The 25,632-nt window shown below is 70.9% G+C and carries 25 protein-coding genes; 15 read left to right on the top strand and 10 right to left on the bottom strand.

Translation table 11 applies throughout. The features are described 5' to 3' along the window. The first annotated feature begins 20 nt into the window (after nucleotides 1-20). Entirely contained in the window at nucleotides 21-941 is a 921-nt protein-coding gene (locus tag L942_RS19500; RefSeq protein WP_037362374.1) for an NAD-dependent epimerase/dehydratase family protein, read from the top strand. On the opposite strand, the gene L942_RS19495 is transcribed toward L942_RS19500, so the two are convergent. Both L942_RS19495 and L942_RS19490 read right to left on the bottom strand, forming a co-directional pair. Next, a complete protein-coding gene (locus L942_RS19495; protein WP_051166098.1) occupies nucleotides 901-1,986 on the bottom strand; it encodes a GlxA family transcriptional regulator in 1,086 nt (361 codons plus the stop codon). The two genes, L942_RS19500 and L942_RS19495, sit on opposite strands and share 41 nt — an antisense overlap. Before the next feature lie 73 nt (nucleotides 1,987-2,059). Then, nucleotides 2,060-3,034, bottom strand: a complete 975-nt coding sequence (locus L942_RS19490) for an alpha/beta hydrolase (protein WP_037362371.1) — start codon at nucleotides 3,032-3,034, stop codon at nucleotides 2,060-2,062. Nucleotides 3,035-3,338: 304 nt separating this feature from the next. Here L942_RS19490 and L942_RS19485 point away from each other — a divergent pair, with 304 nt between their 5' ends. After that, nucleotides 3,339-4,649, top strand: coding sequence for an ammonium transporter (locus L942_RS19485; RefSeq protein ID WP_081655134.1), 1,311 nt, complete (start codon nucleotides 3,339-3,341; stop codon nucleotides 4,647-4,649). Next, nucleotides 4,646-4,984 carry a P-II family nitrogen regulator gene (locus L942_RS19480; protein WP_037362370.1) on the top strand — a complete coding sequence of 113 codons (339 nt, stop codon included), beginning with the start codon at nucleotides 4,646-4,648 and terminating at the stop codon, nucleotides 4,982-4,984. Before L942_RS19485 ends, L942_RS19480 begins: the two co-directional genes overlap by 4 nt. Before the next feature lie 17 nt (nucleotides 4,985-5,001). Here the strand turns inward: L942_RS19480 and L942_RS19475 are convergent, their stop codons facing one another. Further along, the gene (locus tag L942_RS19475) at nucleotides 5,002-5,877 is read right to left on the bottom strand and encodes an alpha/beta hydrolase (protein ID WP_037362368.1); all 876 of its coding nucleotides are present in this window, start codon (nucleotides 5,875-5,877) and stop codon (nucleotides 5,002-5,004) included. Between the two features lie 101 nt (nucleotides 5,878-5,978). Between L942_RS19475 and L942_RS19470 the strand changes: the two genes are divergently transcribed. From L942_RS19470 to L942_RS19415, 11 genes are all read left to right on the top strand, one after another. Beyond that, nucleotides 5,979-6,815 (top strand): helix-turn-helix transcriptional regulator, encoded by an 837-nt coding sequence (locus L942_RS19470; RefSeq protein ID WP_037362365.1) that lies wholly within the window; start codon nucleotides 5,979-5,981, stop codon nucleotides 6,813-6,815. 164 nt (nucleotides 6,816-6,979) lie between these two features. Beyond that, nucleotides 6,980-8,125 carry an alpha/beta hydrolase gene (locus L942_RS19465; RefSeq protein WP_235079265.1) on the top strand — a complete coding sequence of 382 codons (1,146 nt, stop codon included), beginning with the start codon at nucleotides 6,980-6,982 and terminating at the stop codon, nucleotides 8,123-8,125. Nucleotides 8,126-8,147: 22 nt separating this feature from the next. Further along, the gene (locus L942_RS19460; RefSeq protein ID WP_037362363.1) at nucleotides 8,148-8,834 is read left to right on the top strand and encodes a TetR/AcrR family transcriptional regulator; all 687 of its coding nucleotides are present in this window, start codon (nucleotides 8,148-8,150) and stop codon (nucleotides 8,832-8,834) included. A gap of 169 nt (nucleotides 8,835-9,003) precedes the next feature. Further along, nucleotides 9,004-10,674, top strand: a complete 1,671-nt coding sequence (locus L942_RS19455) for an AMP-binding protein (protein WP_037362361.1) — start codon at nucleotides 9,004-9,006, stop codon at nucleotides 10,672-10,674. Further along, nucleotides 10,671-12,194 carry an FAD-dependent monooxygenase gene (locus L942_RS19450; protein ID WP_037362359.1) on the top strand — a complete coding sequence of 508 codons (1,524 nt, stop codon included), beginning with the start codon at nucleotides 10,671-10,673 and terminating at the stop codon, nucleotides 12,192-12,194. The genes L942_RS19455 and L942_RS19450 overlap by 4 nt, the downstream gene beginning before the upstream one ends. Next, nucleotides 12,191-12,949, top strand: a complete 759-nt coding sequence (locus tag L942_RS19445; protein WP_037362357.1) for a maleate cis-trans isomerase family protein — start codon at nucleotides 12,191-12,193, stop codon at nucleotides 12,947-12,949. The genes L942_RS19450 and L942_RS19445 overlap by 4 nt, the downstream gene beginning before the upstream one ends. A 12-nt stretch (nucleotides 12,950-12,961) precedes the next feature. Beyond that, nucleotides 12,962-13,600, top strand: coding sequence for a VOC family protein (locus tag L942_RS19440; RefSeq protein WP_037362355.1), 639 nt, complete (start codon nucleotides 12,962-12,964; stop codon nucleotides 13,598-13,600). 1 nt (nucleotide 13,601) lies between these two features. Next, nucleotides 13,602-13,856 carry a hypothetical protein gene (locus L942_RS19435; protein WP_037362353.1) on the top strand — a complete coding sequence of 85 codons (255 nt, stop codon included), beginning with the start codon at nucleotides 13,602-13,604 and terminating at the stop codon, nucleotides 13,854-13,856. Beyond that, a complete protein-coding gene (locus L942_RS19430; RefSeq protein ID WP_037362351.1) occupies nucleotides 13,849-15,099 on the top strand; it encodes an alpha/beta hydrolase in 1,251 nt (416 codons plus the stop codon). The genes L942_RS19435 and L942_RS19430 overlap by 8 nt, the downstream gene beginning before the upstream one ends. A gap of 207 nt (nucleotides 15,100-15,306) precedes the next feature. Next, nucleotides 15,307-15,897 carry a TetR/AcrR family transcriptional regulator gene (locus L942_RS42060; protein WP_158684493.1) on the top strand — a complete coding sequence of 197 codons (591 nt, stop codon included), beginning with the start codon at nucleotides 15,307-15,309 and terminating at the stop codon, nucleotides 15,895-15,897. Next, entirely contained in the window at nucleotides 15,894-17,024 is a 1,131-nt protein-coding gene (locus L942_RS19415; protein ID WP_037362349.1) for a glycosyltransferase, read from the top strand. The genes L942_RS42060 and L942_RS19415 overlap by 4 nt, the downstream gene beginning before the upstream one ends. Nucleotides 17,025-17,379: 355 nt before the next feature. Here L942_RS19415 and L942_RS19410 read toward each other — a convergent pair whose 3' ends face one another. From L942_RS19410 to L942_RS19380, 7 genes are all read right to left on the bottom strand, one after another. After that, nucleotides 17,380-18,150 (bottom strand): IclR family transcriptional regulator, encoded by a 771-nt coding sequence (locus L942_RS19410; RefSeq protein ID WP_037362347.1) that lies wholly within the window; start codon nucleotides 18,148-18,150, stop codon nucleotides 17,380-17,382. Nucleotides 18,151-18,212: 62 nt separating this feature from the next. Beyond that, complete coding sequence (locus L942_RS19405; RefSeq protein WP_037362345.1) at nucleotides 18,213-19,166, bottom strand: quinone oxidoreductase family protein; 954 nt, start codon at nucleotides 19,164-19,166, stop codon at nucleotides 18,213-18,215. Beyond that, on the bottom strand, nucleotides 19,163-20,017 hold the full coding sequence (locus L942_RS19400; RefSeq protein WP_037362343.1) for an alpha/beta fold hydrolase: 855 nt from the start codon (nucleotides 20,015-20,017) through the stop codon (nucleotides 19,163-19,165). The genes L942_RS19405 and L942_RS19400 overlap by 4 nt, the downstream gene beginning before the upstream one ends. A 106-nt stretch (nucleotides 20,018-20,123) precedes the next feature. Next, the gene (locus L942_RS19395; protein WP_037362341.1) at nucleotides 20,124-20,990 is read right to left on the bottom strand and encodes an alpha/beta fold hydrolase; all 867 of its coding nucleotides are present in this window, start codon (nucleotides 20,988-20,990) and stop codon (nucleotides 20,124-20,126) included. Then, the gene (locus L942_RS19390; protein WP_200862866.1) at nucleotides 20,987-22,258 is read right to left on the bottom strand and encodes a M20 family metallopeptidase; all 1,272 of its coding nucleotides are present in this window, start codon (nucleotides 22,256-22,258) and stop codon (nucleotides 20,987-20,989) included. The genes L942_RS19395 and L942_RS19390 overlap by 4 nt, the downstream gene beginning before the upstream one ends. Continuing rightward, entirely contained in the window at nucleotides 22,255-23,187 is a 933-nt protein-coding gene (locus L942_RS19385; RefSeq protein WP_037362337.1) for a catechol 1,2-dioxygenase, read from the bottom strand. Before L942_RS19385 ends, L942_RS19390 begins: the two co-directional genes overlap by 4 nt. Continuing rightward, a complete protein-coding gene (locus tag L942_RS19380) occupies nucleotides 23,187-24,413 on the bottom strand; it encodes an aromatic ring-hydroxylating oxygenase subunit alpha (protein WP_037362335.1) in 1,227 nt (408 codons plus the stop codon). Before L942_RS19380 ends, L942_RS19385 begins: the two co-directional genes overlap by 1 nt. Nucleotides 24,414-24,639: 226 nt before the next feature. Between L942_RS19380 and L942_RS19375 the strand changes: the two genes are divergently transcribed. Beyond that, nucleotides 24,640-25,626 (top strand): NAD(P)/FAD-dependent oxidoreductase, encoded by a 987-nt coding sequence (locus tag L942_RS19375; protein ID WP_037362333.1) that lies wholly within the window; start codon nucleotides 24,640-24,642, stop codon nucleotides 25,624-25,626. Nucleotides 25,627-25,632: the final 6 nt, after the last annotated feature.

The following is a 25,632-nucleotide window of genomic DNA, read 5'->3' as shown; positions in this document are numbered from 1 at the left end:
CCGTACTTCAAGGAGACCGAATGCACACCGTCCTCGGCGCCGGCGGACCGATCGCCGACGAGCTCGTGAAAGAGCTCCATCGCACGCACACCAAGGACATTCGCCTCGTCAGCCGCAAGCCGGCGCGGGTCCACGACACCGATGAACTCGTGGCCGCGGACCTCACCGATGCCGAGGCCGCCAGCCGGGCCGTCGCGGGCAGCCAGATCGCCTATCTCACCGTCGGCCTGCCCCTGGATTCGGAGCTGTGGGAGCGGCAGTTCCCCGTCATCATGCGCAACGTCATCGACGCCTGCGCCGAACACGGGACGAAGCTCGTCTTCTTCGACAACACCTACATGTATCCCGGGACGCCGGAGCCCCAGACCGAGTCGACGGCCTTCGCGCCGGGCGGTCGCAAGGGACGCGTCCGCGGCGAGCTCGCCACCATGCTGCTCGAGGCCATGCGGACCGGCCGGGTGGAGGGACTGATCGGCCGCGCCCCGGAGTTCTACGGCCCCGGTCCGACGAAGAGCTACACGAATTCGCTGGTGTTCGACCGGATCAAGGCGGGCAAACGGCCGTTCGTCCCGGTCAACGCCCACGCCAAGCGCTCGCTGATCTGGACCCCCGACGCGAGCCGGGCGCTGGCGCTGCTCGGCAACACGCCGGACGCCTACGGCCAGACGTGGCATCTGCCGATCGACCCCGACCGCAAGACCTACGCCGAACTCGTCGAGATCGCCGGCGAGACCGTCGGCCGCGAGCTCGGCTACACGGTGCTGCCGATGCTCGCGTTCCGCATCGGGCGGCGCTTCGTCAAGCCGCTCGACGAGATGTACGAGCTGCTCGTGCGCTACCGCGGCGACAACATCTTCGACAGCTCGAAGTTCGCTGCCCGGTTCCCCGGCTTCCGGGTCACTACGTACCGGGAGGGAGTGGAGCGGATCCTCGCGGGCTGACCGCCTGGTCGTCCGGCTGGCTGCCGGCGCGTGCCGCGATGCCGAACCGGTTCCGGTACTCCGACGGCGTGACGCCGGTGGCGCGCTGAAAAAGCCGCCGGAAGTTCGACACGTCGAGATAGCCGACGCTGCGCGAAATCCGCGCGACCGGCTCGGTGGTCAGCTCCAGGGACTCGCGGGCCTTCGCGATGCGCGCCGCCTGGAGGTACTCCGTCGCCGTCAGTCCGGTGGCCTCCTTGAACCGCCGCTGGAAGGTGCGCGGATGCATGGCCGCGGCCCGGGCGAGGTCCTCGACCGAGTGCGGCTCGTGCAGGGCGGCGTGCAGGCGGATCTGCACCTCGCGGATGTCGGCGTCGCCGTGCTGGAGCCGAGGCGTGAACTCGCGGTAGAGCGACTGCCGCCGACGGGGCGGGTCGGCGAGGACGAAACGCGCGGTGTGCAGCATGACGCTGGGGCCGAGCATCCGGTCGACCAGCGTGAGGCCCAGGTCGACCCAGGCGAGGATCCCCGCGGCCGTCACGATGTCGACGTCGTCGATCACCATGCGCGAAGCGTCCACCCGGACTTTCGGGTAGCGCCGGGCCAGCTCCTCGGCGAACGCCCAGTGGGTCGTGGCGTCCCGGGAGTCGAGCAGACCGGTCTCGGCGAGGACGAAGACCCCGGCGCACACGGCGCACAGGGTCGTGCCCTCCGCCCGCAGCCCGCCGAGCCAGCCGGCGAGCTCGCTGACCGGCCTCATGAGCTCGGGCACGACGAGGCTCGGCGGGATGACGAGGTGGCTGAGCCGGTGCTGGAGTTCGGGATGGGTGTCCGAGGTGCAGGCAAGGACCGGGCCGGCGCCGGTCGCGGACACGGTCCAGGTGCTGACCCGGATCACGCTCGGCGGATCCGCTGACTCGACGGCGTACTCGCTGGCGACGCGGAAGATGTCCCGGAGGCCGTGGATCGCCGACACCTGGCAGTCCTCGTACTCCAGGAGGCCGACCTCGCCGACGATCCGCGCGCCGGTCTCGTCGACGTGCGGACCGGTGGCGGTCGGGCTCATCGTCGTCTCCTCGGTGTCCGTGGCCGGCGCGGGGACAGACCTGTGCTGAGTCTGCCCCCACGGTCCCGCACGGTCACTTCTGGCGCAGCGCCTCTCGCAGCGTGTCGATCGCCAGCTTCCGGGCGACGTTCGTGGCCGGGGTGTCCCGCAGGCTGTCCAGCAGCAGGAAATCGTGGACAGTCCCGCTGATGCGGACGGCAGTCACCTCGACGCCGGCCTCGCGGAGCTTGTTGGCGTAGAGCTCGCCTCCGTCCCGCAAGACGTCCGCTTCCGCGGTGATGACCAGCGCGGGCGGCAGTCCTTTGAGGTCTTCGAGAGTGGCCCGCAGGGGCGAGGCGTACTTTTCCTCGCGCTTGCTCTCGTCGGTCGTGTACGCGTCCCAGAACCACTTCATCCCGTCGCGGGTGAGGTAGTAGTGCTCCGCGAACTGGTGGTACGACTGGGTGTCGAAGTCGGGTCCGGTCACCGGGTAGAGCAGGATCTGCGTCTTGAGCTCGAGCCCGCCGCGGTCCTTGTTCATCTGCGCGAAAACCGCGGACATGCATCCGCCGACGGACTCGCCGGCGACGGCGACACGGGAAGTGTCGAGACCGCGGTCCGCTCCGTTCCGCTGAAGCCACTGGCCGACGGCGTAGTTCTGCTCGACCTGCGTGGGGTACCCCTTCTCGGGCGCCCAGTCGTAGACCGGGAAGACACCGGCCGCGCCGGCGCCGACGGCGAGTTCGCGGAAGAGCCGGTCGTGGGTCTTGTCGTCGCCGAAAACCCAGCCGGCGCCGTGGATGTAGAACACGACGGGCAGCGGGCCGGCGGCGCCCTTGGGCTTGATGACGCGGGTGCGGACGGCGCCCCATTCGCCCGCGTCGACGTCGACCCACTCCTCGTCGACGTCGGGGCGCTCGACGCCCTCGCCGCGCTGCAGGTCGCTGAGGATCTTGCGGCCCTCCTCGGGCGGCAGTTCGTAGATGCGCGGGTGCGGATCGGTGTCCTCGGTGAGCTGCCTGGCCTCGGGCTCCAGGTACGGCGTGGTCGGATCGGGAAGGTCGGTCATCGGAAGTCCTCTCCTCGGATGCCCTCGCTTGCGTCCGCGACGCTACGGACTGCTCGAGTCCGGACCGAGTGCCGCGCACGACTCCCTTCGAGGTGATCGCGACACCCCGGCGCGGCGAGCGCGGCCGGGCGGCCGATCCGCATGAACCGTCCACAATGGACGAGAATGGTCCCGCTGCGCGGTTTCTTCCGCTTCGCCGGTTTCGCCCCATCGGGGGCGGCCTGCTGAAAAACAACGGAAACATTCCCGTAACACCGCGCGGTTAACTTGCAGCGGCCAGTAGCCGAAAGCGAGGAGTTCCAGCGTGGTCGATACCGGAAGCACGACGTGGCTGCTGGTCAGTGCGGCGCTGGTGATGCTCATGACGCCCGGTCTCGCGCTGTTCTACGGCGGCATGGTCCGCGCGCGGAGCGTGCTGAACGTGATGGCGATGACGTTCGTCTGTCTCGCCACGGTCGGCCTGATCTGGGTGGCCTACGGCTATTCGCTCGCGTTCGGCTCCGACTGGCTCGCCGGCCTGCTCGGCACCCTGCGGCTCGCGGGGCTGCGCGGGCTCGCCGAGCAGACCGTCACCCTCGGCGGGGCCGTGGTGCCGCTCTACGCGTTCGTCGCGTTCCAGATGATGTTCGCGATCATCACCGTGGCGCTGCTCGCCGGCGCGATCGCCGAGCGGGCCCGGTTCTGGACCTGGACGTTGTTCTCCGTCGTCTGGGTGACGCTGGTGTATTTGCCGGTGGCGCACTGGGTTTTCGCGCCCGACGGGTGGATCGCGGCGAAGCTGCACGTGCTGGACTTCGCGGGCGGCACCGTCGTCGAGGTCAATTCCGGCGCCGCCGCGCTGGCGCTGGCCCTGGTGCTCGGCCGCCGGCACGGCTGGCCGAGGCAGGCGGTCCGGCCGCACAACCTGCCGTTCGTGATGTTCGGCGCCGGGCTGCTGTGGTTCGGCTGGTTCGGGTTCAACGCCGGTTCCGCGCTGGCCGCGAAGAACCTGGCCGCGACGTCGTTCCTGAACACCGCCGTCGCGGGCGCGGCCGCGGTGGTGGGCTGGCTGCTGGTCGAGCAGATCCGCGACGGGAAGCCGACCACCCTCGGCGCGGCGTCCGGCGCGGTGGCCGGGCTGGTGGGGATCACGCCCGGGTGCGCCTTCGTCGAACCGCTCGGCGCGATCGCGATCGGCGCCGTCGCGGGTGTGGCGTGCGCGTTCGCGGTGAGCCTGAAGTACCGGTTCGGCTTCGACGATTCGCTGGACGTCGTGGCGGTGCACGGGCTCGGCGGGTTCGCCGGGACGCTGCTGATCGGCTTGTTCGCGACGGCGGACGTCAATCCGCAGGGCGCGAACGGCCTGTTCTACGGCGGCGGATTCGGCCAGCTGTGGCGCCAGACGGCGGGAACGCTGGCGGTACTAGGGTATTCGTTCGCGGTGACCCTCCTGATCGGCTGGGTCATGCACAAAGTCCTGGGATTCCGGATCGACCGCGAGGCCGAGATCGACGGTGTCGACGAAGCCGAGCACGCCGAAGGCGCGTACGAGCTGGCAATCCAGTCCGGACGCCGGGGGAGCGCGCCCGCCGGTGCGCCGGGGACGTCCCGGCCGGCGCGCGAGGAGACTCGATGAAGCTGCTGACCGCCGTCGTCAAACCGTTCGTGCTCGACGATGTCCGGACGGCTCTGCAGGATCTCGGCATCGCCGGGATGACGGTGACCGAGGTGCGCGGCTACGGCAGGCAGAAGGGGCACACCGAGGTCTACCGCGGCGCCGAGTACGCGGTCGACTTCATCACCAAGTACCGGCTGGAGATCCTGCTCGACGACGACCAGGTCGATACCGTGCTGCGCACGGTGCTGGAGACCGCGCACACCGGCAAGATCGGCGACGGCAAGATCTGGGTCACGCCGGTGGAGACCGTCGTGCGGGTCCGCACCGGCGAGCGCGGCCGCGACGCGCTGTAGCCCGCGCGCCCGCCGGGTCAGAGGTGCTTGCCGAAGAACTCGGCCAGTTTCTCCGTCGCCGCGCCGACCGCGGCCGGCCGGTCGTAAAGGTCCACATGGGACGCTCCGGCCACCCGGAACATCTCCTTCGGGCCGGTCGCCCGCTGGAACGCCTCGATGCTCATCCACGCGGTCTCGGCGCGCTCGCCGACGATGGTCAGCAGCGGCCGCGGGCCGAGCAGCGAGAGCGGTGCGAAAGCGTCGAAGAACGCGAGCCGGTCGATGCTGTCCCAGGTCAGCGTCGTGGCGGACCGGGGGTGCGCGCCGCGCGGGGTGCAGTAGTACTCCCAGCCCTCGTGGGCGTGCTCGCCGGCGGTCCGGGCTTCCTGTTCGTTCGCGGGGAAGACCGGCAAGCCGCCGGAAGCGGTCCGCGAAGCGTTCAGCATTCCGTCGAAGACCGCCGGGTCCTGGGTTCCGTCGGCGCCCAGGCGCAGCTGGCGGGAGACGTCGGCGGCACTGACCGTGGCGACGGCTCGCACGCGGCGGTCGGTCGAGGCGGCGGTCAGCGAGTAGCCGCCGGACGCACAGATGCCTAGCAGGCCGATACGGGCTGGGTTGATGTCCTCGCGGCCGGCCAGGCAGCTGACGGCGGCTTTGAAATCCTCGACTCGTTGAGCCGGGTCTTCGAGTCCGCGCGGCAGGCCTTCGCTTTCGCCCTGGTAGGCGGCGTCGAAGGCGAGAGCGGCGTAGCCGTGCGCGGTCATCAGTTCGGCGTACGTGCCCGCGGTCTGTTCCTTGACGCCGGTGCCCGGGTGCCCGACGACCAGCGCGGGATGCGGGCCGGGGGCGTCCGGGAGGTAGAGGTGGGCGGCGATGCGGAGGTTGTTGCTGGGGAAGGAGACGTCGTTTCGCATGCCTCCAGCTTCGGCGCGGTCCACGGCCGCGACCAGGGACAGTGCTGCCTATGCATCCCAGTACCAGGCAAGCGGATCGGCGCACCCCGCACACTGGAGGCATGGCAAACGAACTGGGCGACTTCCTGCGTGCCCGCCGGGCGGCGCTCGATCCGCGGCAGGCCGGGTACCCGGACGACGGACGGCGGCGGCGCGTCCCCGGGTTGCGCCGCGAGGAGCTGGCTCAGCTCGCCCACCTCAGCATCGACTACATCGTGCGGCTCGAACAGGGTCGTACGAAGCGCGTGTCCCGGTCTGTGCTCGACGCGCTGGCCGACGCCCTACGCCTCGCGCCGGACGAACGCGCGTACCTCTTCGCGGTCGCCGACGTCGCGCCGGTCTCGCCGCGTCTCCCGGCCCGGCCCGAGGTCGCGCCCCGGTTGCGGCAGTTGCTGGACACGATGCGCGACGTGCCAGCCATGGTGCTGCACCGCCGGATGGACGTGCTGGCCTGGAACCGGGGGAGCGCCGCCTTGCTCACCGATTTCGGGCTGCTGCCGGCGGCGGAAAGAAATCTGATCCGGCTGACCTTTGTGGACGAATCGTTCCGGTCGCGGTACGCGGACTGGCCGCGGGCGGCGCGCGAATGCGTCGCGGTGCTGCGGATGGAAGCCGGCCGGACACCGCACGATCCGGCGTTGAACACACTGGTCGGCGAGCTGAGCGTGCGGGACCCGGATTTCCGGCGGTGGTGGGCGGATCACCAGGTCCGCGGGCCGCGAGCGCTGTCGAAGGGGTACCGGCATCCGGTGGCCGGCGAGCTCGAGCTCGACGTTCAACAGTTCACAGTGGACACTCATCCGGAGCAGCTGCTGGTGGCCTACACGGCGCAACCGGGCTCGCCGAGCGAGGAAGCGCTGCGGTTCCTGCTGCAGTGGTCTCCCGAGCGAACCCGCTGAAATTCGGAGAAGACGCCCGCGTTCTCGACGGGTCGCTGCGCCGCCTTCCCGGCGGACGCAGCGCTTTCACCTGCGCCGACCCTTGACTTCAACACGTGTGTCGATAACATGACACTCATGTAAGAGGGCGGGCAATGGGGCCCGCCCGTCGAAGGGAGACCACCGTGCGCAGCGTGCAACGACGTATTTCCCGGATCGCGGCGGTGGCGTCCGCCGCGGCGCTCGCGCTGGCCGGTGCCGCGGCCGTCGCGAGCGCGGCCGACGGCTGGCCGCTGACCCCGCGGGCGGTGCCCGGGCTGCCCGGCGCCCCGGCGGAGGCGGACCTGCCGGACGCGGCCTCGGCGAGCGGTGCGCAGTGCCGCGACTATTTCTTCCCGGTCACCGAACCGGGAAGTTCCGCTGTGCTCAAGGAATTCGGCCAGCTGTGCACGTCCGACCCGGCGCTGCTGGGCAAACAGCCGGTGCAGGTCCTGATCCACGGCGGGACCTACGACCACACTTATTACGACTGGCCGTATCAGCCGGACCGCTACAACTACGTCCGCTACATGACCCAGCGCGGCTTCACGACGCTGAACCTCGACCGGATCGGATACGGCCACAGCGACCATCCGCTCGGCGCGAGCCTGAACTTCGACGTCGCCGCGAACACCACGCATCAGATCGTGCAATACCTGCGCCAAGGCGGCCTGGGTGCGTCGTTCGGCACGGTCACGTTGAACGGCTACTCGATGGGCGGCCTCACCTCGCAGGTCGAGGCGGGCACCTTCCACGACGTCGACGCGCTGATGGTGCACGCCGTCGGACACGGGCTGCTGACCCCGGCTTCGACCGCGCGGCTGGGCACTTTCGCCTATCCCGCGCTGCTGGACCCGAAGTTCTCCGGGCAGCCGTGGGCGGCCGATCCCGCGTATCTCACCAGCATTCCGGGCCGCCGCACCATTTTCTACGGTCCGGCGTCCACTTTCGACCCCCAGCAGCTGACCGTCGAGGACGCGACGAAGGACACGATGTCGGCCACTGAACTGGCGGACATCACCCTGCGCACCTACACCGACCAGACCAAGAACATCGACGTGCCGATCCTGTGGTCGCCCGGCCAGTACGACAAGATCTGGTGCGGCACCACTGACGACTGCGACACCGATCCGATGTCCGCGAACGAGCCGGGCTACTACCGGCCGGGCATGTTCACCAAATACATCGTGCAGAACACCGGCCACGCGACGCTGCTCGGCTACGGCGGCGTCGACTACCTGAACGAGATCGTCGGCTGGCTCGGGGCGCACGGCATCCACGGCGTGCGGTGAGCGCCCGGGTAAGCTGCGGATCATGTCCACAGCAGAGCGGGGTAAGGGAAAACGCAGCGAGTTGCGCCGCACGCTGGTGACTTCGGAATTGCTCGACACCGCGACCCGGCTGTTCGCGGAGAAGGGCTACGAGGCGACCAGCCTGCTGGACATCGCGAACGCGCTGAACATTTCGCGGCCCGCGCTGTATCACTACGTGAGCAAGAAGGAAGACCTGCTCGCGATGCTCGTCGAACAGGTCACGAACGGGTTCGCCGAGGTGCTCGCCCAGTTCAAGGCGCGCGACGATCTCGCGCCGTCGGAGAAGATCGCCGACGTCGTCGGGCTGATCGTGCGGCAGCGCGCGGAGCATTCCGACCAGTTCCGCATTCTCGACCGGTCCGAGTCGATCCTGCCGGAACCGCTCGCGGGCGAGCACCTGCGGGCGAAGCGCACTGTCCTGCGCGAGTTCACCGCGCTGGTGGAGGCGGGCATCGAAACCGGCGAGTTCCGCCCGGTCGACGCGCGCACCGCCGCCTTGTCCCTGCTGGGCATGTGCAACTGGGTCGCCTGGTGGTTCCGGCCCGGCTCGGACGTCGAAGCGGTCGTCGCGACGATCACCGGCCTGGCGACGTCGATGCTCGCCGCCGGCGACCGTGCCGGGCGCGGACGCCAGGACGCCAAGACGATCGCCCAGATCCGCGTGCTCCTGGACCGTCTCGAAGGCTGACCGGGTTCCTGCTCCGGCCGTGCGGCGCACTCCGCGCCGCACGGCCTTTTCGCATGTCCGGGGCGGGGTTCCCGGTTCGGATCCTCGGCTGGCCCGGTCTCATGACATGAGTGTCGAACTTTCGACATAGCTATTGAACTTTCGCTCGGACCGGCTTACCGTCATTCGCATGACGTTGCCTCCACCTGCACCACCGACGACCCCGTACGACGAGGTCAGCGTGCTTGCCTACCGGCGTGCCGGGTTCTGGGCGGGGCGGTCGCTGCCGGCGGAACTGCTCGACTCCGCCCGCCGGCACGGGACGCGGACCGCGCTGCTGGCCGAGGGCCGCGCGTGGACCTACGACGAACTGTTCGACGAAGCCCAGCGGTTCGCGGCCGGGCTGCTTCGCTCCGGCGCGGCCCGGCCGGGCGAGCCAGTGATGTTCCAGATGGGCAATGTCGCCGAGACGGTCGTCGCCTACCTGGGCTGCCTGTTCGCCGCCGCGCCGCCGGTGTGCACGCTGCCGCAGCACGGAACGCGCGAGATCGGCCTGCTCGCGGCGCACGTCGGCGCCCGCACGCTCCTCGTGCAGGCGGATTTCCGCGACGGGCGGCTGCGCGCTCAGGCCGAACGGCTTCTGGCCGAGGGCGCGGTCGCCGAGGTCGTGACGTGCCGCGGCGAACCGATCGGCACGGCACCAGCCTATGCCCGGCTGGTGCGCGAACCGGTCCGGGAACCGTTGCCCTATCTCGAATCCGACCTTCTCCGGCCGGCGGTCTTCCAGCTTTCCGGCGGCACGACCGGCTTGCCGAAGGTCGCGCCGCGGCTGCACGAGGAATACGCCTACAACGCCCGCGCCTGGGCCGCCGCGATGGAGATGGACGAGCGCTCCCGTCTGCTGTATCCGTTGCCGCTCATGCACAACGCCGGGATTTCGCTCGCGCTCCAGCCGTCGATCTTCGCCGGCGCGACGCTCGTGCTGGCGCCGTCGGCGGACGTCGACACCCTGCTCGACCTCATCGCCGAGCACCACCCGGACGTCCTGCCGCTCGTCCCGCCCGCACTCGCGGTCCGGCTGCTCGAATCGGCGCGCGCGCAGCGGACCGATTTCTCCGGCCTGCGCGATTTCGTCGTCGGCGGGCAGCGGCTGCCGGTCGAGGTCGCCGAGCGGCTGCGCGACGAGCTGGGCATCCGGATCCGGCAAATGTTCGGCATGGCGGAAGGGATGTTCCTGCTCACGCCTGCCGGCGCGAACGAGGCGGTGCGCCACCACACGGTCGGCGCGCCGATCTCCGCGGCCGACGAAATCCGGATCCTCGACCCGGTGTCCGAGGACGAGGTGCCAGACGGCGAGGTCGGCGAATTCGCCGCGCGCGGGCCGTACACGATCCGCGGCTACTACCGCGCCGACGAGCACAACCGGACCGCGTTCACGCCCGACGGCTTCTACCGCACCGGCGATCTGGCGCGGCGGCACGTCACCGCGGAGGGCGTCAGCTACTCGATCGACGGGCGGATCAAGGACGTGATCAACCGCGGCGTCGAGAAGATCTTCGCCGAGGAGGTGGAGGAGATCATCGTCGCGCATCCGGACGTGGTCACCGCCGCGCTCGTCGCGATGCCCGATCCGGTGCTGGGCGAGCGGGCCTGCGCGTATCTCGTGCTGGAGGACGGCGCGGCGCCGCTGACGGTCGAAACGCTGGGCGCGCACCTGCTCGCCCGCGGGCTGGCGAAATACAAACTGCCCGAACGCGTCGAGGTCGTGCCCGCGCTGCCGCTGACAAACGTCGGCAAGGTCGCGAAGAACCGGCTGCGCGAGGACGTCCGGGCGAAACTGGCCGAAGGGAGCGCGCGATGACCCGGCGGGTGACCGTGCTCGGCGGCGGCCCCGGCGGGCTGTATGCCGCCCGGCTGCTGAAACTGCGCGAGCCGGCTCTGGAAGTGGTCGTCCACGAACGCATGGACGGCGCGCAGGGCACGTTCGGGTTCGGCGTCGGCCTGACCGAGGCCACCATGCGCAATCTCGAACAGGCCGATCCGGAGACCGCGGACCGGGTCCGGGAGGTCAGCTACGTCGGCCACGAATTGCGGTTCGCCGCCGAGGACCGGTCCGTGTGCCTGCACGGCGCGCGGAACCTCGCGGTCGGCCGCGCCGCGCTGCTGCGAGTCCTGACCGAAGCGGCGACCGAGGTCGGCGTCGAGTACCGGGCCGGGTCCCGCGCGGATCTCGGCTCGGTGAACGGCGACGTCGTGATCGCGGCGGACGGCGTCGGCAGCGGGACGCGCGCCAAGCTCAGCGCCGAACTGGGCGTCCGCACCAGCCTCGGGCGGACGCGGTACGTCTGGTGCGGCGCGCCGTTCGCCGCCTCGTCCGCGTTTTTCGCGTCGGTCCGGCGCGGGAACCAGCTCTTCGTCACGCACGCGTACCCGTATGCCGAGGACCGCAGCACGTTCCTGATCGAAGTGGACGACGAAACCTGGACCGACGCCGGCCTCGGCGCGTTCGACGCGGCGACCGCGCCCGGCGAAACGGACCAGCAGAGCGTGCGGCTGCTCGAAAACGTGCTCTCGGACCAGTTGCGCGGCGGGGAACTGCTCGCGAACCGCACGCGGTGGAGCCGGTTCGTCAACCTCGGCCTCGACCGGTGGCACGTCGGGAACGTCGTGCTGCTCGGCGACGCCGCGCACACCGCGCATTACACGCTCGGCTCGGGTACCAAGCTGGCGCTGGAAGACGCGATCGCGCTGGCGGACGCCCTTGCCGGGGAAAGCTCGGCGACGGCCGCCTTCGCCGCGTACGAGCGGGCCCGCCGGCCGGCGGTCGAGCGGTTCAAGCAGCTCGCCGGCCGCAGCCAGCGGTGGTGGGACTCCTACCGCTGGCGGGCGGATTGGCCGGCCGAGCGGCTGGGCCTGTCCTACATGACCCGCTCCGGAAACCTCACCATGGCCGACTACGCCGCCTCGGAACCCGAGGTCGTGCGCACCGCGCTGGAGTGGCTGGGCGCCGCGCCGTCCGGCGACCCGGCGGAGTGGGTGTTGGCACAACCGTTGCGCGGCAACGGAATCCAGCTGCCCGCGCGGGCGGTCCCGCGAGCGGACCTCGGGCAGCCGGTCGAGGAGGTCGCGTGGACCGAGCCGGACGTGTGGGGCGAGGCCGCCGACCGGACGGTCGCGCGGCTCGCCGCGGGCGCCGGGCCGGTGCTGGTGACCGGGAAACCCGGGGAGTTCTGGGCCCGGGTGGACCTCGCCGAGCGGCTGCGGCTGCAGACCCAGCGGACGGTCGGAGTGGACCTGCCGCGGTCCGCGCGGGCCTTCGCGGCCACTTCGGTCGGCGCCGGCCGGGCCGATTTCGTGACTGTCTCCCAGGAGGATTCGTGACCAGCAATTCCCGGCGCGTCGGGCTGATCGTGCCGAGCTCGAACGTGACTGTCGAGACCGAGCTGCCGCGGCTGCTGCGGCGCGTGGACGGTGTCGAGTTTTCCTTCCACTCCAGCCGGATGCGGATGCACGCCGTCACGCCCGAACAGTTGCGCGCGATGAACGCGCAGCGCGAGCGATGCGTGCTGGAGATCGGCGACGCGCAGACGGACGTGCTGCTCTACGCCTGTCTCGTCGCGGTGATGGCCATGGGTGCGGGCGAGCACCGCGACGCCGAGCTGCGGATCGCCGAGCAGCTCGCACTCGGCGGATCGGACACGAAGGTGCTGTCCAGCGCGGGCGCGCTGGTGCGGGTGTTGAGCGACCTCGCGGCGAAGCGGGTCGCGTTGGTCATGCCCTACACCGAATCCGTGGCGCGCACGGTCGTCGAATACCTTGAAGCCGAAGGGTTCACGATCACCGGCTGGCGCGCGCTCGGCGTCGCGGACAACGCCGAAGTCGGCTGCATTCCCGGCGAGACGGTGCTGGCCGCGGCCCGCGAACTCGACTTGAGCGACAGCGACTCGCTGGTGATTTCGTGCTGCGTCCAGATGCCGTCGCTCGACCTCGTCCAGCCCGCGGAAGAGGAGTTCGGGCTGCCGGTGCTGTCGGCGGCCACCGCGGGCGCGTACTCGATCCTGCGCGGCCTCGGCCTGCCCGTCGATCTTCCCGGCGCGGGTTCGCTGCTGCGCGCCGACGCCAACGTCCAGGTCTGACAAGGAGTTCCGATGACTGACAAGCCAGTGCACCGGGTGCGCGGGGTCGACCACGCCGCGTTCCCGACCTTCGACCCGGCCGCCACCGTCCGGTTCTACCGCGACGTGCTCAAGTTCCCGATCGTGCACTCGATCTGCGCGGCCGGCTGGGGTCCGGAACGGCACCCGGACTTCATCCACTTCTTCTTCGACATCGGCGGCGGCGACCGGCTGGCGTTCTTCTACTACTTCGGCTGGGAACCGGCGGGCGACCAGACCGCGCCCGGCGACGCCTGGGCCCGGCTGCCGCACGGCACGCCGAAGTTCTTCGCCGACAGCAGGCATCTCGCGATCAATGTCGCGGACGAGGAAGACCTGCTGGAGTACCGCCGCCGCCTGGACGAATCCGAATGGCCGGTGGAAATGCAGGTGATGCACGAGACCATCGAATCCATCTACACGCACGACCCGAACGGCTACATGGTCGAGATCACCCGCGCGCTGCGCCCGGTCACGCCGCAGGAGGACCTCGACGCGGAGCTGACCCTGCAGGCGCTGTGCGACGTCGTGTCCGGCGACGCGCCGTCGATGGACCAGCTGCTGACCCGCAAGGCGGAGCTGATCGTCGAGCGGGCGGCGTCGTGGGAGCCGGCGGGGAAGGAGCTGGTCTGACATGGCCCGGTTCTACGTTCTCGATGTGCCCGAAAACGTCGGCGTGGTCGACGTCGCGCGCCAAGACGAGCACACCACCGTCGACCGGATCGGGCCGTATTTCCGCGTCACCGCACCGGAAACCATCGTGATCGACCGCCGCGCGACCGGGTGCCGGCACGCGGTCTGGTACAGCGCGGTGGCCGGGCTGGAAGGATCCGTGATCACTCAGCACGACAAGAACGCGTTGCGGGTCGAAAGGCGGTCCGATGGCTGAGAACGGACTCGGCGCCGGCCGGTATCTCGCCCCGGCGGAGCTGCCCGAGGCGACGACCACGACCGCGCACCAGCTCTCCACGAGCGACGGCGCGACCGTGAACGGTCTGCTGAGGACAGTCCCCGGCGCGACCACGGTGGCGGTGCTGATGCATCCGCGGCAGGACTTCTCGCATCACGTGCTGGTGCCGGAGCTGCTGAGCCAGGGATACGCGGTGTGGACCCAGGGCACCCGGACCGTCGGCAACGACCTGACCCTGCTGCACGAGCAAGCTCTGCTCGACCTGGCCGCCGGGAACGTCTTCCTGCGGGACAAGGGATTCTCGCGGGTAGTCCTCATCGGACACTCCGGCGGCGCCGCGCTGGCCGCGTTCTACCTCCAGCAGGCCGCCCGCCCGGCCGCGGAGCGGCTGCGCAAGGCCCCGAGCGGGAAGCCGGTTCCGCTCGGGGAGGTCGAAATGCCGCTCGCGGACGGGTTCCTGATGATGGCCCCGCACCCCGGCCAGGGCGCGCTGCTGCTGCGGCTGATCGATCCGTCGGTCGTCGACGAGCGGGACCCGCGCTCGGCCGCGCCGGACCTGGACCCGTACCTCCCGCCCAACGGCTTCGCCGAACCGCCCGGCTCGTCCGCGTACTCGGAAGAGTTCGTCGCGGCCTACCGGAAGGCACAGTACGACCGGATCGCCCGGATCGACGCACAGGCCCGCGAACTCGCCGAGCAGTCCGCGGCGGCGCGGCGCAGGTACGGCGAAACCCGGGACGCCGCCGATCGCCGGACCGCGCTGGCCACCGGCGTCCTGACCGTCTACCGCACCGATGCCGACCTGCGCTCGGTCGACCTGTCCCTGGACCCGAACGACCGCCCGTACGGCTCGCTGTTCGGCCGCCGCCCGGACCTCACCAACTACGGAGTCCTGGGCTTCGGGCGCCTGACGACCCCGGATTCGTGGCTGTCGACTTGGTCGGCGATTTCGGGCAACGCGGACCTGGCGGCGTGCCTGCCCGACGTGACGGTGCCGACGCTGCTCGTGGAACTGACCGGCGACCAGGCGTGCTTCCCGGCCGACGCCCAGCGGTTCCGCGACCTGAGCGGCGCCGCGGACATCACGCACGTGCGGGTGCCCGGCCGCCATTTCGGCGCTCCGCTGCGGGAAGGAATGACCTCCGGGGCGACGCTGGCCGGCGCGGAAATGGGGGAGTGGCTCCGCACCCGCTTTGCGGCCGGGGCGATGGCGGTGTCTTGACCGCCGGTTCCTCCGTATCGCGTCGTGCGGCTCCGCGGGGCATGCCTGCGAATGGGCGGCACCTCGTGCCGGTGACTATGGCGCTGCCTCGGACTCGTCGGTCTTGGTCCGCTTGTTCGCTGTGTTCGAAGGCGGTGCGGACGGCGGAGGCCACCGGTCGTCCCGCTCCGTTCCCTCGGCGGCCAATTTCGTGTTAATCTGACTAACATGAATTCTGGGCGGCCCTACCGGATGCGCGCGAGAGCGGAGGCGGCCGAGGCCACCCGGCGGCGTGTGTTCAACGCTGCCGCCGATCTGCTGCGGCAGCGGCTGCGCGCCGACATCCGGCTGGAGGACGTCGCGGCCGGCGCGGGGGTGACGGTGCAGACCGTGCTGCGGGTGGCCGGCAGCAAGACAGAGCTGTTCCAGGTGGCTTTCGAGCACCTCCTCGCGGAGATCGCCGAGCAGCTGTACGGTGCCGAGCCGGGTGATGTCGACGCCGCCGTGCGGACCTGGTTCGACCACTACGAGCAGTTCGGCGACGTGGTCGTCCGCACCCTGGCCGACGAAACGGATCCGGCGGTGAGCCCGATCGTCGAGGTCGGCAGGGCCAAACACCGGCAACGGGTCGAGCACCTGCTGGGGCCGCTGCTGACCACCCGGCAGGCGGACGAGCGGGCCCGCGTCCTGGACGCGCTGGTCTGTGCCTCCGACGTCTACACCTGGAAGCTGCTGCGGCGGGACTTCGGCCGCTCGCGCACCGAGGCAGAAGCGACCATGCGGCTGATGATCGAGTCGATCGTGCGGAGCAGGCAATGAGCCGATTCCTCTTCCTGACCTGGCCCGGCGCGGGAAACCAGGTGCCCGCGATCGGCATCGCCGCCGCGCTGCGGGCCGCCGGGCATCAGGTGACCTTCGCCGGGTACGAGGCGCAGCGGGAACGTTTCGCCGCGCTCGGGTTCGCGTTCCGCGTGCTGCCCGCGGCCCAGCGGCGGTGGCCGGCGCGGCCGCCGCGGGACTGGATGCCGGTCCTGGCCGACGCCGTGTGGGCGTGCCGCGAGCACCTGGACGACCTCGGACAGCTGCTCGCCGACGAGCCGGCCGACCGGCTGATCGTCGACTGCCTGATGTTCGGCGCGCTCGCCGCCGCCGAACGCGCCGAGATCCCGGCGGCGGTGCTGGTGCACAGCTGCCCGGGTGCGTTGGCGCCCCCGCACGGTCCGTTTGAGCAGTCTGTCCTGGCCGCGGTCAACGAGACGCGCGCGGCTGGGGGTCGCGCGCGTCTCGAGCGGCTGTGGGACGCCTGGACTCCCTTCCGCACGCTGTGCACGAGCGTGCCGGAGCTGGATCCGCTGGCCGCCCGGCTGCCCGCGGAGTTCTCCTTCGTTGGCCCGGTCGAAGAGCCGGTCGAGCCGTCCGCCTGGACGCCGCCGTGGGCGGCCGGCGACCAGCGCCCGCTGATCGTGGCCAGCTTCTCCACCGGCCCGGCATGGGACCAGACCAGCCGCGTGCAACGCACCCTCGACGCGCTCGACGACGGCTCGCACCGGGTGCTGGTCACCGCCGGCATGGTCGACCCGCGGCGAGTCCGCGTGCCGGGTGACGCCGCCGTCGTGCCGTTCCTCCCGCACGCCAAGGTGTTCCCGGAGGCGGCCGCCGTGGTTACCCACGCGGGCCACGGCACAGTGGCCGCGGCGATGCGGCACGCGGTGCCCGTGGTCGGACTTCCCAACCAAGCGGCCGACCAACCGGCTCTGGCCGCGCACCTCGCCGAGCGGGGTGCCGGAATCGCGCTCGACGGCGAACGTGCCACGCCAGCCGACATCCGCGCCGCGGTCGGCAAAGTGCTGGGAGACAACGGTTATCGGGATGCGGCGTCCGCGATCGCCGCGGCAATCGCCGCCATGCCGGGTGCGGGCGGAGCAGTCAGCATCCTCGGCGGCTGAGAGCTTCCGGTCGGGGACCGGAGGAAGGTTGTCCCGCGGACAACCCACGGTGGCGGGCGGCAAGGGAGGGCCGCCCGCCACCGTCTTCACCGACTCGCTTCGCGACGCCTGGCATCTGCCTATCGTGCCGGATGTGCAACGTCGGGAGCGGTGCCGCGTTGCGCACCAAAGCCGCCGCGGTCTCACCGAGAACGCGCCGCGATCAGTACCGCGCAGCCCGGGGCTTGACGCCTGGCGGCTTGTGCTCCCGGGCGCGTGCCTTCTGGGCTGGCATCCTCGCGAACCCTAAGGCCACTCAACTCCACCTGCCGCGCACCGGGCGGGTGTCCCCTGTGCTCTGACCAGCACTCGGTGCCTAAAGCACCTCCGCCGAAGATCGCATCGCGCTGAGCGTCTTGGTGATCCGGTGGCTGACCATCGCGAGCAGACCGGTGTATTTGTCCACGTCCACCCGGACCGTCGGCGCGGTGATCGACAGGGCGCCGGTGGTCAGGCCGGTCGCTCCGGTCAGCGGGATGGCGACGCTCGCGTAGCCGACGCGGGTCTGTTCGTACTCGACGGCGTAGCCGTTCGCCTTCGCGCGGGCCAGTTCGTTCAGCAGGACGCCGGGTGCGGTGACGGTGTGCGGGGTGCGTCGTTCGAGTGGGGAGGCGAGCACTTCCTCGACCAGGTTCCGCGGGCCGAACGCGAGCAGCACCTTGCCGGTCGCCGTGCAGTGCATCGGCACTCGTCCGGCGACGCGGGACGGGGTGGTCACCTGGCGGTGGCCGGACACTTTCTCGAGGTAGAGGACCTCGCGGCCGTCCGGGACGGCGAGGTGGATGGTTTCTCCGGTGGCTTGGAAGAGATCCTCCATGTACGGGCGGGCGGCGTCGCGGAGGATGCGCTGGCGCGGCACGCGCTGGCCGATTTCGAACAGCCGGATCCCGAGCCAGTAGTCGCTGCCCCGGCGTTCCAGCAGGCCCCAGGCGAGCAGTTCCTGCGCCAGGCGGTGCACCGACGCCTTCGCGACGCCGGAGCGCCGGGACAGCTCGGTCAGGCTCAGGTGCTCGTCGTCGGGTCCGAAGGCTTCCAGGATGAGCTGGACCTTGCCGAGGACGCTGTTCATGGAGTCACCGCCGGTCATGGAACCAGGTTCGGTCAGCGGAACGGGTCCGGCCAACGGACCGGTCCGCTGACCGGACCCGGTCACGGGACGAGGACAGCACGGCCGCGCACGCGACCGGCCTTCAGGTCCGCGAGCGCGGCGCCCGCGTCGGCGAGGCGGTAGCGCTGGACGCGCACTTCCAGTTCGCCCTCGGACAGCTTCTTGATCAGATCGCCGCAGGCTTCGCGGGCCTCGCGCTCCCGGCGGATCATGTTGACCGGCAGCAGCGCGACGTCGTCGAGGAGCCAGGACGGCAGGTCGACCTTGGCTTCGGCGCCGGTCACGTAGCCGATCACCGCGGCCCGTCCGCCCGGGCGGACCCAGCGGCTGCGGGTGATGAGCCCGTCTCCGCCGAGAGTGTCGACCAGCAGGGAGGCCGGACGGTCCCGCGCGAGCCGTTCGGTGTCCTCCGCCGAGTCGAGGCAGACGCCGACGACGCCGTCCGGCACGTCGGCGAGCTGCTCGGCGCGGCCGACGACGCCGGTCACCTTCGCGCCGGCGAGCCGGGCCTGCTGCGCCACCATCGCGCCGACCGCGCCGGCCGCGCCGACGACGATCACCTCCTCGTCGGCGCCCAGCTTCGCCACGTCGTGCAGGGTGACGAACGCGGTCGTCGCGGGAACGAAGAAGGTCGCGGCGACCTCGGGAGCCAGCGGCGCGGCGAGCCGGGTGACCGCCTTGGCCGGGACGCTGGCCCGTTCGGTCCAGGTGCCGTCGCGTTTCAGGCCCAGCCCGCCGCCGCGCAGCATCACCTGGCAGCCCGGTTCGAGCCCGGAGTCCTCGTCGCACGCCACGACGATTCCGGCGCCTTCGACCCCGCCGATGTAAGGCAGCCGCGGTTTCAGCCCGAAGGTGCCGCTCGCGACGGTGACGTCCAGGTGCGCCACCGCCGCGGCCTGGATGTCGACCAGCACTTCGCCGTCTCCGCGGACCGGCTCGGGCACCTCGTCGACGACCGGGTCGGCGCCCCAGGCGGGGAAGCGGGCCGCCTTCACGCGGCGGCCTTGCGGAGGAATTCCAGGCTCAGCGGGTTGTACCGGGCGGCCTGTTCGTGCTGCGGCCAGTGCCCGCACTCCTCGAACAGCTCCAGCCGCGAGCCGGGGATGTTCTCGTGCATCTTCGCCGCTTCCGGGACCTCGCCGAACGGGTTCTGCCTGCCCCACACGATCAGCGTCGGCTGGGTGATGCGGGCCAGGTGTTCCGGGCGCAGCAGGTTGCGCTGGCGGCGCTCCATGTCCTGCAACGACAACAGATTGTCTACATTGGACACGAACTCGGGCGTGTGGTAGATCGCGTGCCGCACCTGCACCAGTTCCTCGGTGGCGTCGGCTTCGCTGGCCATCAGCAGCCGCAGCCGCTTGCGGGTCAGCTCGACGTCGTCGGTCGCGACGGCGTTCTTCGTGCTGGTCCGGATCCGGTCCATGACCTCGGGGTTGGCCACCGTCCCGCCCGCGCACAGCAGTTGCAGGCTCAGCACGCGCTCCGGGTGGTCGATCGCGGCGCGCGCGCCGACCCAGCCGCCGAGGGATTCGCCGACGATGTGCGCGGCTTCGATGCCCACAGCGTCGAAGTAGTCGAGAAGGTGCTTCACGTAGTCGGCGATTTCGTACGGGTGAGCGGGTTTCCCGGTGTAGCCGTGGCCGAGCATGTCGATGGCGTGCACGTCGAACTCGCGGTGCGCGCTGATGTTGCGGGCGAAGGCTTCCAGGTGCCCGCTGGTGCCGTGCAGGAACACCGCCGCCGCGGCATCCGGGTTCCCGGCACGCAGCGTGCGCGTCGAGACCCCGGCGGCGTCGACGTATTCGACCCGGTAGGGGGTCGGGCTCAGTTCGGTCCAGATGCTCACGCGTGCTCCTTGGTGTTGATGCGGTGGACTTGGGTGTTGCTGCGGGCGGCGAGCTTGCGGAGGCCGACGGCCGCGGCCGCGGCGGCCAGCAGGGCGAGGACGGTTTTCACGCGGGCACCTCGTTTCCGGCCAGGGAACGGAAGAACCCGTCGACGACCGCGTGGTAGGCGTGCGGGCGTTCCTCTTGCAGGTGGTGGGAGACGTGGTCCATCACGTGCAGGTTCCCGTTGGGGACCATGCGCGCCAGCATCAGCGGGTAGTCCGGGGTGAGGAACGCGTCGTGCATGCCCCAGATGAACAGCGCCGGAGCCTGGATCCGGCCGAGTTCGCCGGTGAGGTCCTGCCAGTCGCCGCGCGGGGAGTCCGACATCCCGGCCAGTTCGCGTTCGCCGGGGTCGAGGCTCTGCTCGTAGCGCAGGTCGAGGGTCTCCTCCGGCAGTTTCTCGCCGTCGTACCACTCGAGACTCGTGATCAGGTGCCGCATCTTCTCCCGGGTCGGGCCTTCGCCGCCGTAGTAGGCGTCGCGGGCGTTGCGGCCGCGGCGCGCGCCTTCGGGGAGCGGGGCGAGCGGGCCGTAGAACACCGGCATGCTGCCGGTCACGACCAGCGACCGCACCCGGTCCGGGTATTTCGCGGCCAGGTTGAGCGCGATCGTGCCGCCCCAGGAATTGCAGACGAAGTCCGCGCGCTCCACGCCGAGCGTGTCGAGCAGGGCAACGGTCTTGGCGGCGTGGTGGTCCCACATCGGCCCGGTGATCGGGGTTTTCGCCGACTTGCCGTACTGGTGGATGTCGACGAGCAGGCAGCGCCGGTCGGCGGCGAACAGCGGGGCCACCGGGCCGAAGTCGCTCCATGCGGTGCAGCCGGGGCCGCCGCCGTGCAGGAACACGGTGTCCGGTCCGGACCCGAGATCGTGGTAGTGGTAGGTGACGCCGTCCGCGTCCGCGAAGCGGCTTTCGGGCGGTGGGGTCATGCTGCTTCCTTCCCGGTGATGGACAAGGTGGTGCGCGCCAGCACCTCGCAGAGCCGGCGCATGGCGCGGACGTCGACGGTGTTCATGCCGCGGCTGAAATCGACGTCGAACTCGGCGGCGGCGACCTTCGGCATGCCGACGCGGGCGGTCGGGATGCCCCGGGCGCGCAGGATGTTGGCATCGGTGGCGCCGCTGTTGTCCGGCGCCGGATCGTGGCTCCGGCCCGACGTCCGCTCCCACGCCTCGATCGCGGTCCGGACGATCGCCGAGTCCGGCGGCGTGCTGGTGCCGGGGATCGCGAGGACCATCTCCAGGTCGAGCGCGGGGTCGACGCCGGCGAGGAACGCGGCGAGTTCCCTTTTGACCGCAAGGGGTTTCGTCCCCGGCGCGATCCGGACGTCCAGGCGGATCCGGCACGCCGCGGGGGTGACCGCGAGCATCCGTTCCCAGCCGCCCGCGATCGATCCGACCACGCCCTGCGGCGCGGCGGTGGCGGTGCGGTGGCGGGCCGGGTAGTCGGCCAGCCACCGCTCCAGGCGCGTCACGATGTCCGCTGCGGTGACGATCGGGTTGCGGTAGGGCAGCCGGTGTCGGCTTCCGGCGTAGGTGTGGATCCCGGGCACGGTGATCTCGAACCAGCACAGCCCGACCTCGTCGTGGGCGACGAAATCGCCGGGCTTGGCGATCACCGCGTGGTCGGTGTGCCATCCGCGTTCCAGCAGGAAGGAACATCCCACGCCCTGGCCGGTGTTGGCGCGCGCGGGATAGCCGGGCGCGTCGACGGCGTTGGTGGGCATTCCGCCCGCGCCGAAGGCCACCACCACGTCCCCGGCCAAGTCGGGCCGGACCTCGCCCAGCGCCTCGGCGAGCACCAGGATGCACGCGGCGTGCCCCTTCGGGTTGCTCGCGCCGAGGCCGGAGACGAACGGGCCTTCGTCGCGTGCTTCCGCGAGCATGTCCGGGCGCAGCTCCGGGCCGATCCACGGAACGTCCAATTCGGACTGTCCGGTGGTCAGGGTGTCGATCGGCGCGTACAGCAGGAGGTCCTCGCCGCCGCCCGTGCCGCGCAGCCGGCCGACCGCGTTGGCCTGGAACTCGTCGAGGTATTGCGGCTGTGCCGCGAAACCGGCGGCGGACAGCCGGGCGGCGAGGAGCCGGGCCAGCGGCGCTTCCCGGCCGGTCGGGCTGGGAATGTCGGTGACCGCGTGCGCGGCCGCGCGGAGCCGGTCTTCGGTGACGCGCTCGAGGACGGCGTCGAGGTCGCTCACGGCCGGATCACCGCCACCCCCATCCCGGTCAGCCACTCCGGCATCGGGGAGTAGGCCAGCGCGCGGCCCGGGGCGAATCCGAGCGCGGCGGCCATGACGAGCCAGGTGCGCAGCTCTTGCCCGCCGTTGCCGGCGGCCTTGCCGATTTCCTCAGTGGTCATCGAGGTGTACTTCGCCAGTCGGCCGCGTTCCAGGTCGGCCAGGAACGCCTCGTCGAATTCGGGGAACAGCACGGGGCGGGCCGCGGTGGTGATGCTCCGGCGGCGGCCGTCGTAGCGTTCCCAGTCGCCGCGGCCGTTGAGCCAGGCTTCCACGAGGAACTCCTCGTCCTCGCCGTCGGGCGCGCGCCAGTCGTCCGGCCAGGGCAGCTGGTGCGAAAGCCCGCCCGAGGCGATGACGACGACCCGCAGGTCGTCCGGCAGCGCTTCGATCGCCTCGGTCAGGTTGCGGCCCAGCTCGGCGCACCGGTCGGGGCGCGGAAGCGGGGCGGCGAAAACGTTGACCACCAACGGAACCACCGGCACGGCGAGCCCGTCGAGCAGGTACTGGATCGCGTGGGTCTGGCCGTGGTCGATCTGCAGCCGTGCCGAGATCGCCACCTCGGTGCCGCGTTCGATGAGCTCCCCGGCGAGCCGCTGCGCGAATTCGGGGGCCGTTTTCTGCGGTCCGGACGGGGTTTTCGCTTCCCCGGAGCCGATGACCTCGCCGACGCCGAGGGTGAACGGCGGGATCAGGTCGAGCCAGAAGCCGCGGAAATGGTTGGAGCCGACGATGATCGCGAGGTCGGGTTCCGCGGCGGCGATCTCGTCGCGGGCTTCGCGCAGCGCGTCCCGGAACCGTTCGGCGCGGCCGGTGTGCACGACCTTGTCCCAGTGGGTGTTCATCAGCGTCGAGTGCGACGCCCCGACCCCGAGCACGACGCGGGCCATCAGCGCACCTCCGGCGCCGGGACGGCGATGCCCTGCGCGGCGAGCCGCTCGGCCCGGTCCTCGCAGGTGTCCTCGGCGAGCTTGCGCCATTTGAGCAGCGAATCGTCCGGGCGGTAGAGCTTCTCCGGCGGCGCGTCGGTCACCTCGACCATCCACTTGTCCTGCCCGGAGAACTGGCCGTGAAACAGCCAGCGGACGAACCCGAGGTACTTGGCGTAGAAGGGCAGGGCTTTCCAGCCGCGCTGGAAGCTGGCCAGCACGCCGACGTAGAGATGGTTGCCGGCATCGACCGGGACGTAGAACTCGTAGTGGATGAAGGTCGGGTACACGATGCGCAGCACGCCGGGCATGCTCACCGAGGCGAAGCCGGGGAACTGCTGGGCGGCGATCACCGGGTTGGTTTCGCGGTGCGTGCTCGTGTTGCCGATGTTGCCGACCTCCTTCGGCGGCCGCAGCTTGAACCACGCCTGGTTGTCCCACTTGCCGAGGCCGGGGAAGTCGGCGGTCCAGTACTGCTTGTCTTGCACCCGGTAGATCCACCGGCCGCGCTGCACGATCGAGGTCTCGTTCCACACCGGCATCGGCTTGAACAACCGCCACAACGCGGTGCGGTGCAGGTATTTCGCGTGGCCCTCGTCGTAGCCGTTCTCGCAGGCGAACCGCCAGTTGCCCTCGCGCGGCTGGATCCGCGACCCGACCACCGCGGCGTTCCCGACCAGTTCCTCCGGCAGCTGCTCGTCGATCGGCGGGGCCTGCTCGCCGTCGCCGACGAAGACCCACACCAGGCCGAGCCGTTCTTCGACCGGGTAGGCGGGCTGGGTGACCTTGCCGCAGATCGGCGACCCGGGACCGTCGGTGATCACCGCCTTCAACGCGCCGCTCTTCAGGTCGAAAGTCCAGCCGTGGTACGGGCAGGAGATGGTTCCGGGGAACTGCTGGTTGCCTTGGGAGAGCGGCACTCCGCGGTGCGGGCACCGGTCTTTCAGCGCGTACACCGCGCCGCCGTCGCGCACCAGCACGATTTTCTCGCCGAGCAGCGTGATCTGCCGCGGTTTGCCGGTGAACCGCGAGGCGTGGCCCACCGGGTACCAGTAGCCGCGGAACCCGGCCGCCGCGGCCTGGTAGTGCGGCCAGCTCGACCAGTCCTGCCGGCCCGGAAGCCTTCCCGGCCGCGGGTTCCGCCCGCGCGGCGCGGTGCCGGTCTTCTCCCCGTTCTGCACGCTCATGACCGCTCCAAGTTCGTTGTGCCGAAGCCGGTCGCGAGTCCACCACCGCGAGCCCGTGCCGCCAATGCCTCCGGTCCGCTCACCGGACCCCGGTCCGGAATCCGGTCCGCGGTCCGCTCACCGGTCCGCACGGCGCCCGCCCGGACCGGGCTCCGGCTTACCGTCCCGGTCAGCCGCGGACACAGTCTGTCCACTTCAGACACATCGCATCGACGGAGGTCGGCTCATGCCCACTGCGCCCATCGAAACCGACATCCTGCTGGTCGGGGCCGGCCCGACCGGTCTCTACGGCGCCTACTGCGCGGGATTTCGCGGGCTGCGCACCGTGGTGGTCGACGGGCTGCCGCAGCCGGGAGGCCAGATTTCCGCGCTGTACCCGGAAAAGGAGATCCTCGACGTCGCCGGGCTGCCCCGGGTGCGCGGCCGGGATTTCGTTGCCGCGTTGCTGGACCAAGCAGGGCAGTACGGGCCGGAGTACCTGCTCGGCAGGCAGGCCGTGACGCTGGACTACGCCACCGACGGCCGGGCCGAGGTCACGCTGGCCGACGGTCAGGCGATCCGGGCCGGGGCGGTGATCCTGACGGCCGGCATCGGCACGTTCACCCCGCGCAAACTCCCGGCGGGGGAGGACTACCTCGGCCGCGGCTTGAGCTATTTCGTCGCCGACCCGGGCGTGCACCGCGGGCAGGACGTGCTCGTCGTCGGCGGAGGGGACAGCGCGGTCGACTGGGCGCTGGCGCTGGAGCCGATCGCGCGGTCGGTCACGCTCGTCCACCGCCGGTCCGCGTTCCGCGCGCACGCCGCGAACGTCACCGCGGTCACCGAAAGCACCGCGACCGTGGTCACCGACGCGGAGGTCGAGGCGCTGACCGGAGACGAGTCGCTGCGGCGCGCCCACGTTCGCGTACGCGGCGACGACGCGCCTCGGGTGTTCGAAGTGGACAGTGTGGTCGCCGCGCTCGGATTCGTCAGCAATCTCGGACCGCTCAACGATTGGGGCCTGCGGCTGCGCGGCCGTTCGATCGTCGTCGACTCGCGGATGCGCACCAACCTCGAACGCGTCTACGCGGCCGGGGACGTGACCGAGTACGAGGGCAAGGTCCGGCTGATGTCCGTCGGCTTCGGCGAGGTCGCCACGGCGGTGAACAACGCCGCGGTCGCGCTCGACCCGGAGCTGTCGCTGTTCCCCGGTCATTCGACCGAAAACTCCTGACCCGGA

The sequence above is a fragment of the Amycolatopsis orientalis DSM 43388 genome (assembly GCF_000411975.1).
GTDB classification, from domain to species: domain Bacteria; phylum Actinomycetota; class Actinomycetes; order Mycobacteriales; family Pseudonocardiaceae; genus Amycolatopsis; species Amycolatopsis orientalis_D.
This window is presented reverse-complemented; position numbering and strand designations above follow the sequence as displayed.

Bases quoted from the DNA above. Each gene is read 5' to 3' on its own strand.
- L942_RS19435 (WP_037362353.1), top strand. From the start codon at position 13,602: ATGGCCCGGTTCTACGTTCTCGATGTGCCCGAAAACGTCGGCGTGGTC.
- L942_RS19450 (WP_037362359.1), top strand. From the start codon at position 10,671: ATGACCCGGCGGGTGACCGTGCTCGGCGGCGGCCCCGGCGGGCTGTAT.
- L942_RS19430 (WP_037362351.1), top strand. From the start codon at position 13,849: ATGGCTGAGAACGGACTCGGCGCCGGCCGGTATCTCGCCCCGGCGGAG.
- L942_RS19470 (WP_037362365.1), top strand. From the start codon at position 5,979: ATGGCAAACGAACTGGGCGACTTCCTGCGTGCCCGCCGGGCGGCGCTC.
- L942_RS19410 (WP_037362347.1), bottom strand. From the start codon at position 18,150: ATGACCGGCGGTGACTCCATGAACAGCGTCCTCGGCAAGGTCCAGCTC.
- L942_RS19495 (WP_051166098.1), bottom strand. From the start codon at position 1,986: ATGAGCCCGACCGCCACCGGTCCGCACGTCGACGAGACCGGCGCGCGG.
- L942_RS19460 (WP_037362363.1), top strand. From the start codon at position 8,148: ATGTCCACAGCAGAGCGGGGTAAGGGAAAACGCAGCGAGTTGCGCCGC.
- L942_RS19380 (WP_037362335.1), bottom strand. From the start codon at position 24,413: ATGAGCGTGCAGAACGGGGAGAAGACCGGCACCGCGCCGCGCGGGCGG.
- L942_RS19440 (WP_037362355.1), top strand. From the start codon at position 12,962: ATGACTGACAAGCCAGTGCACCGGGTGCGCGGGGTCGACCACGCCGCG.
- L942_RS42060 (WP_158684493.1), top strand. From the start codon at position 15,307: ATGAATTCTGGGCGGCCCTACCGGATGCGCGCGAGAGCGGAGGCGGCC.
- L942_RS19375 (WP_037362333.1), top strand. From the start codon at position 24,640: ATGCCCACTGCGCCCATCGAAACCGACATCCTGCTGGTCGGGGCCGGC.
- L942_RS19480 (WP_037362370.1), top strand. From the start codon at position 4,646: ATGAAGCTGCTGACCGCCGTCGTCAAACCGTTCGTGCTCGACGATGTC.
- L942_RS19415 (WP_037362349.1), top strand. From the start codon at position 15,894: ATGAGCCGATTCCTCTTCCTGACCTGGCCCGGCGCGGGAAACCAGGTG.
- L942_RS19395 (WP_037362341.1), bottom strand. From the start codon at position 20,990: ATGACCCCACCGCCCGAAAGCCGCTTCGCGGACGCGGACGGCGTCACC.
- L942_RS19490 (WP_037362371.1), bottom strand. From the start codon at position 3,034: ATGACCGACCTTCCCGATCCGACCACGCCGTACCTGGAGCCCGAGGCC.
- L942_RS19455 (WP_037362361.1), top strand. From the start codon at position 9,004: ATGACGTTGCCTCCACCTGCACCACCGACGACCCCGTACGACGAGGTC.
- L942_RS19475 (WP_037362368.1), bottom strand. From the start codon at position 5,877: ATGCGAAACGACGTCTCCTTCCCCAGCAACAACCTCCGCATCGCCGCC.
- L942_RS19500 (WP_037362374.1), top strand. From the start codon at position 21: ATGCACACCGTCCTCGGCGCCGGCGGACCGATCGCCGACGAGCTCGTG.
- L942_RS19385 (WP_037362337.1), bottom strand. From the start codon at position 23,187: ATGGCCCGCGTCGTGCTCGGGGTCGGGGCGTCGCACTCGACGCTGATG.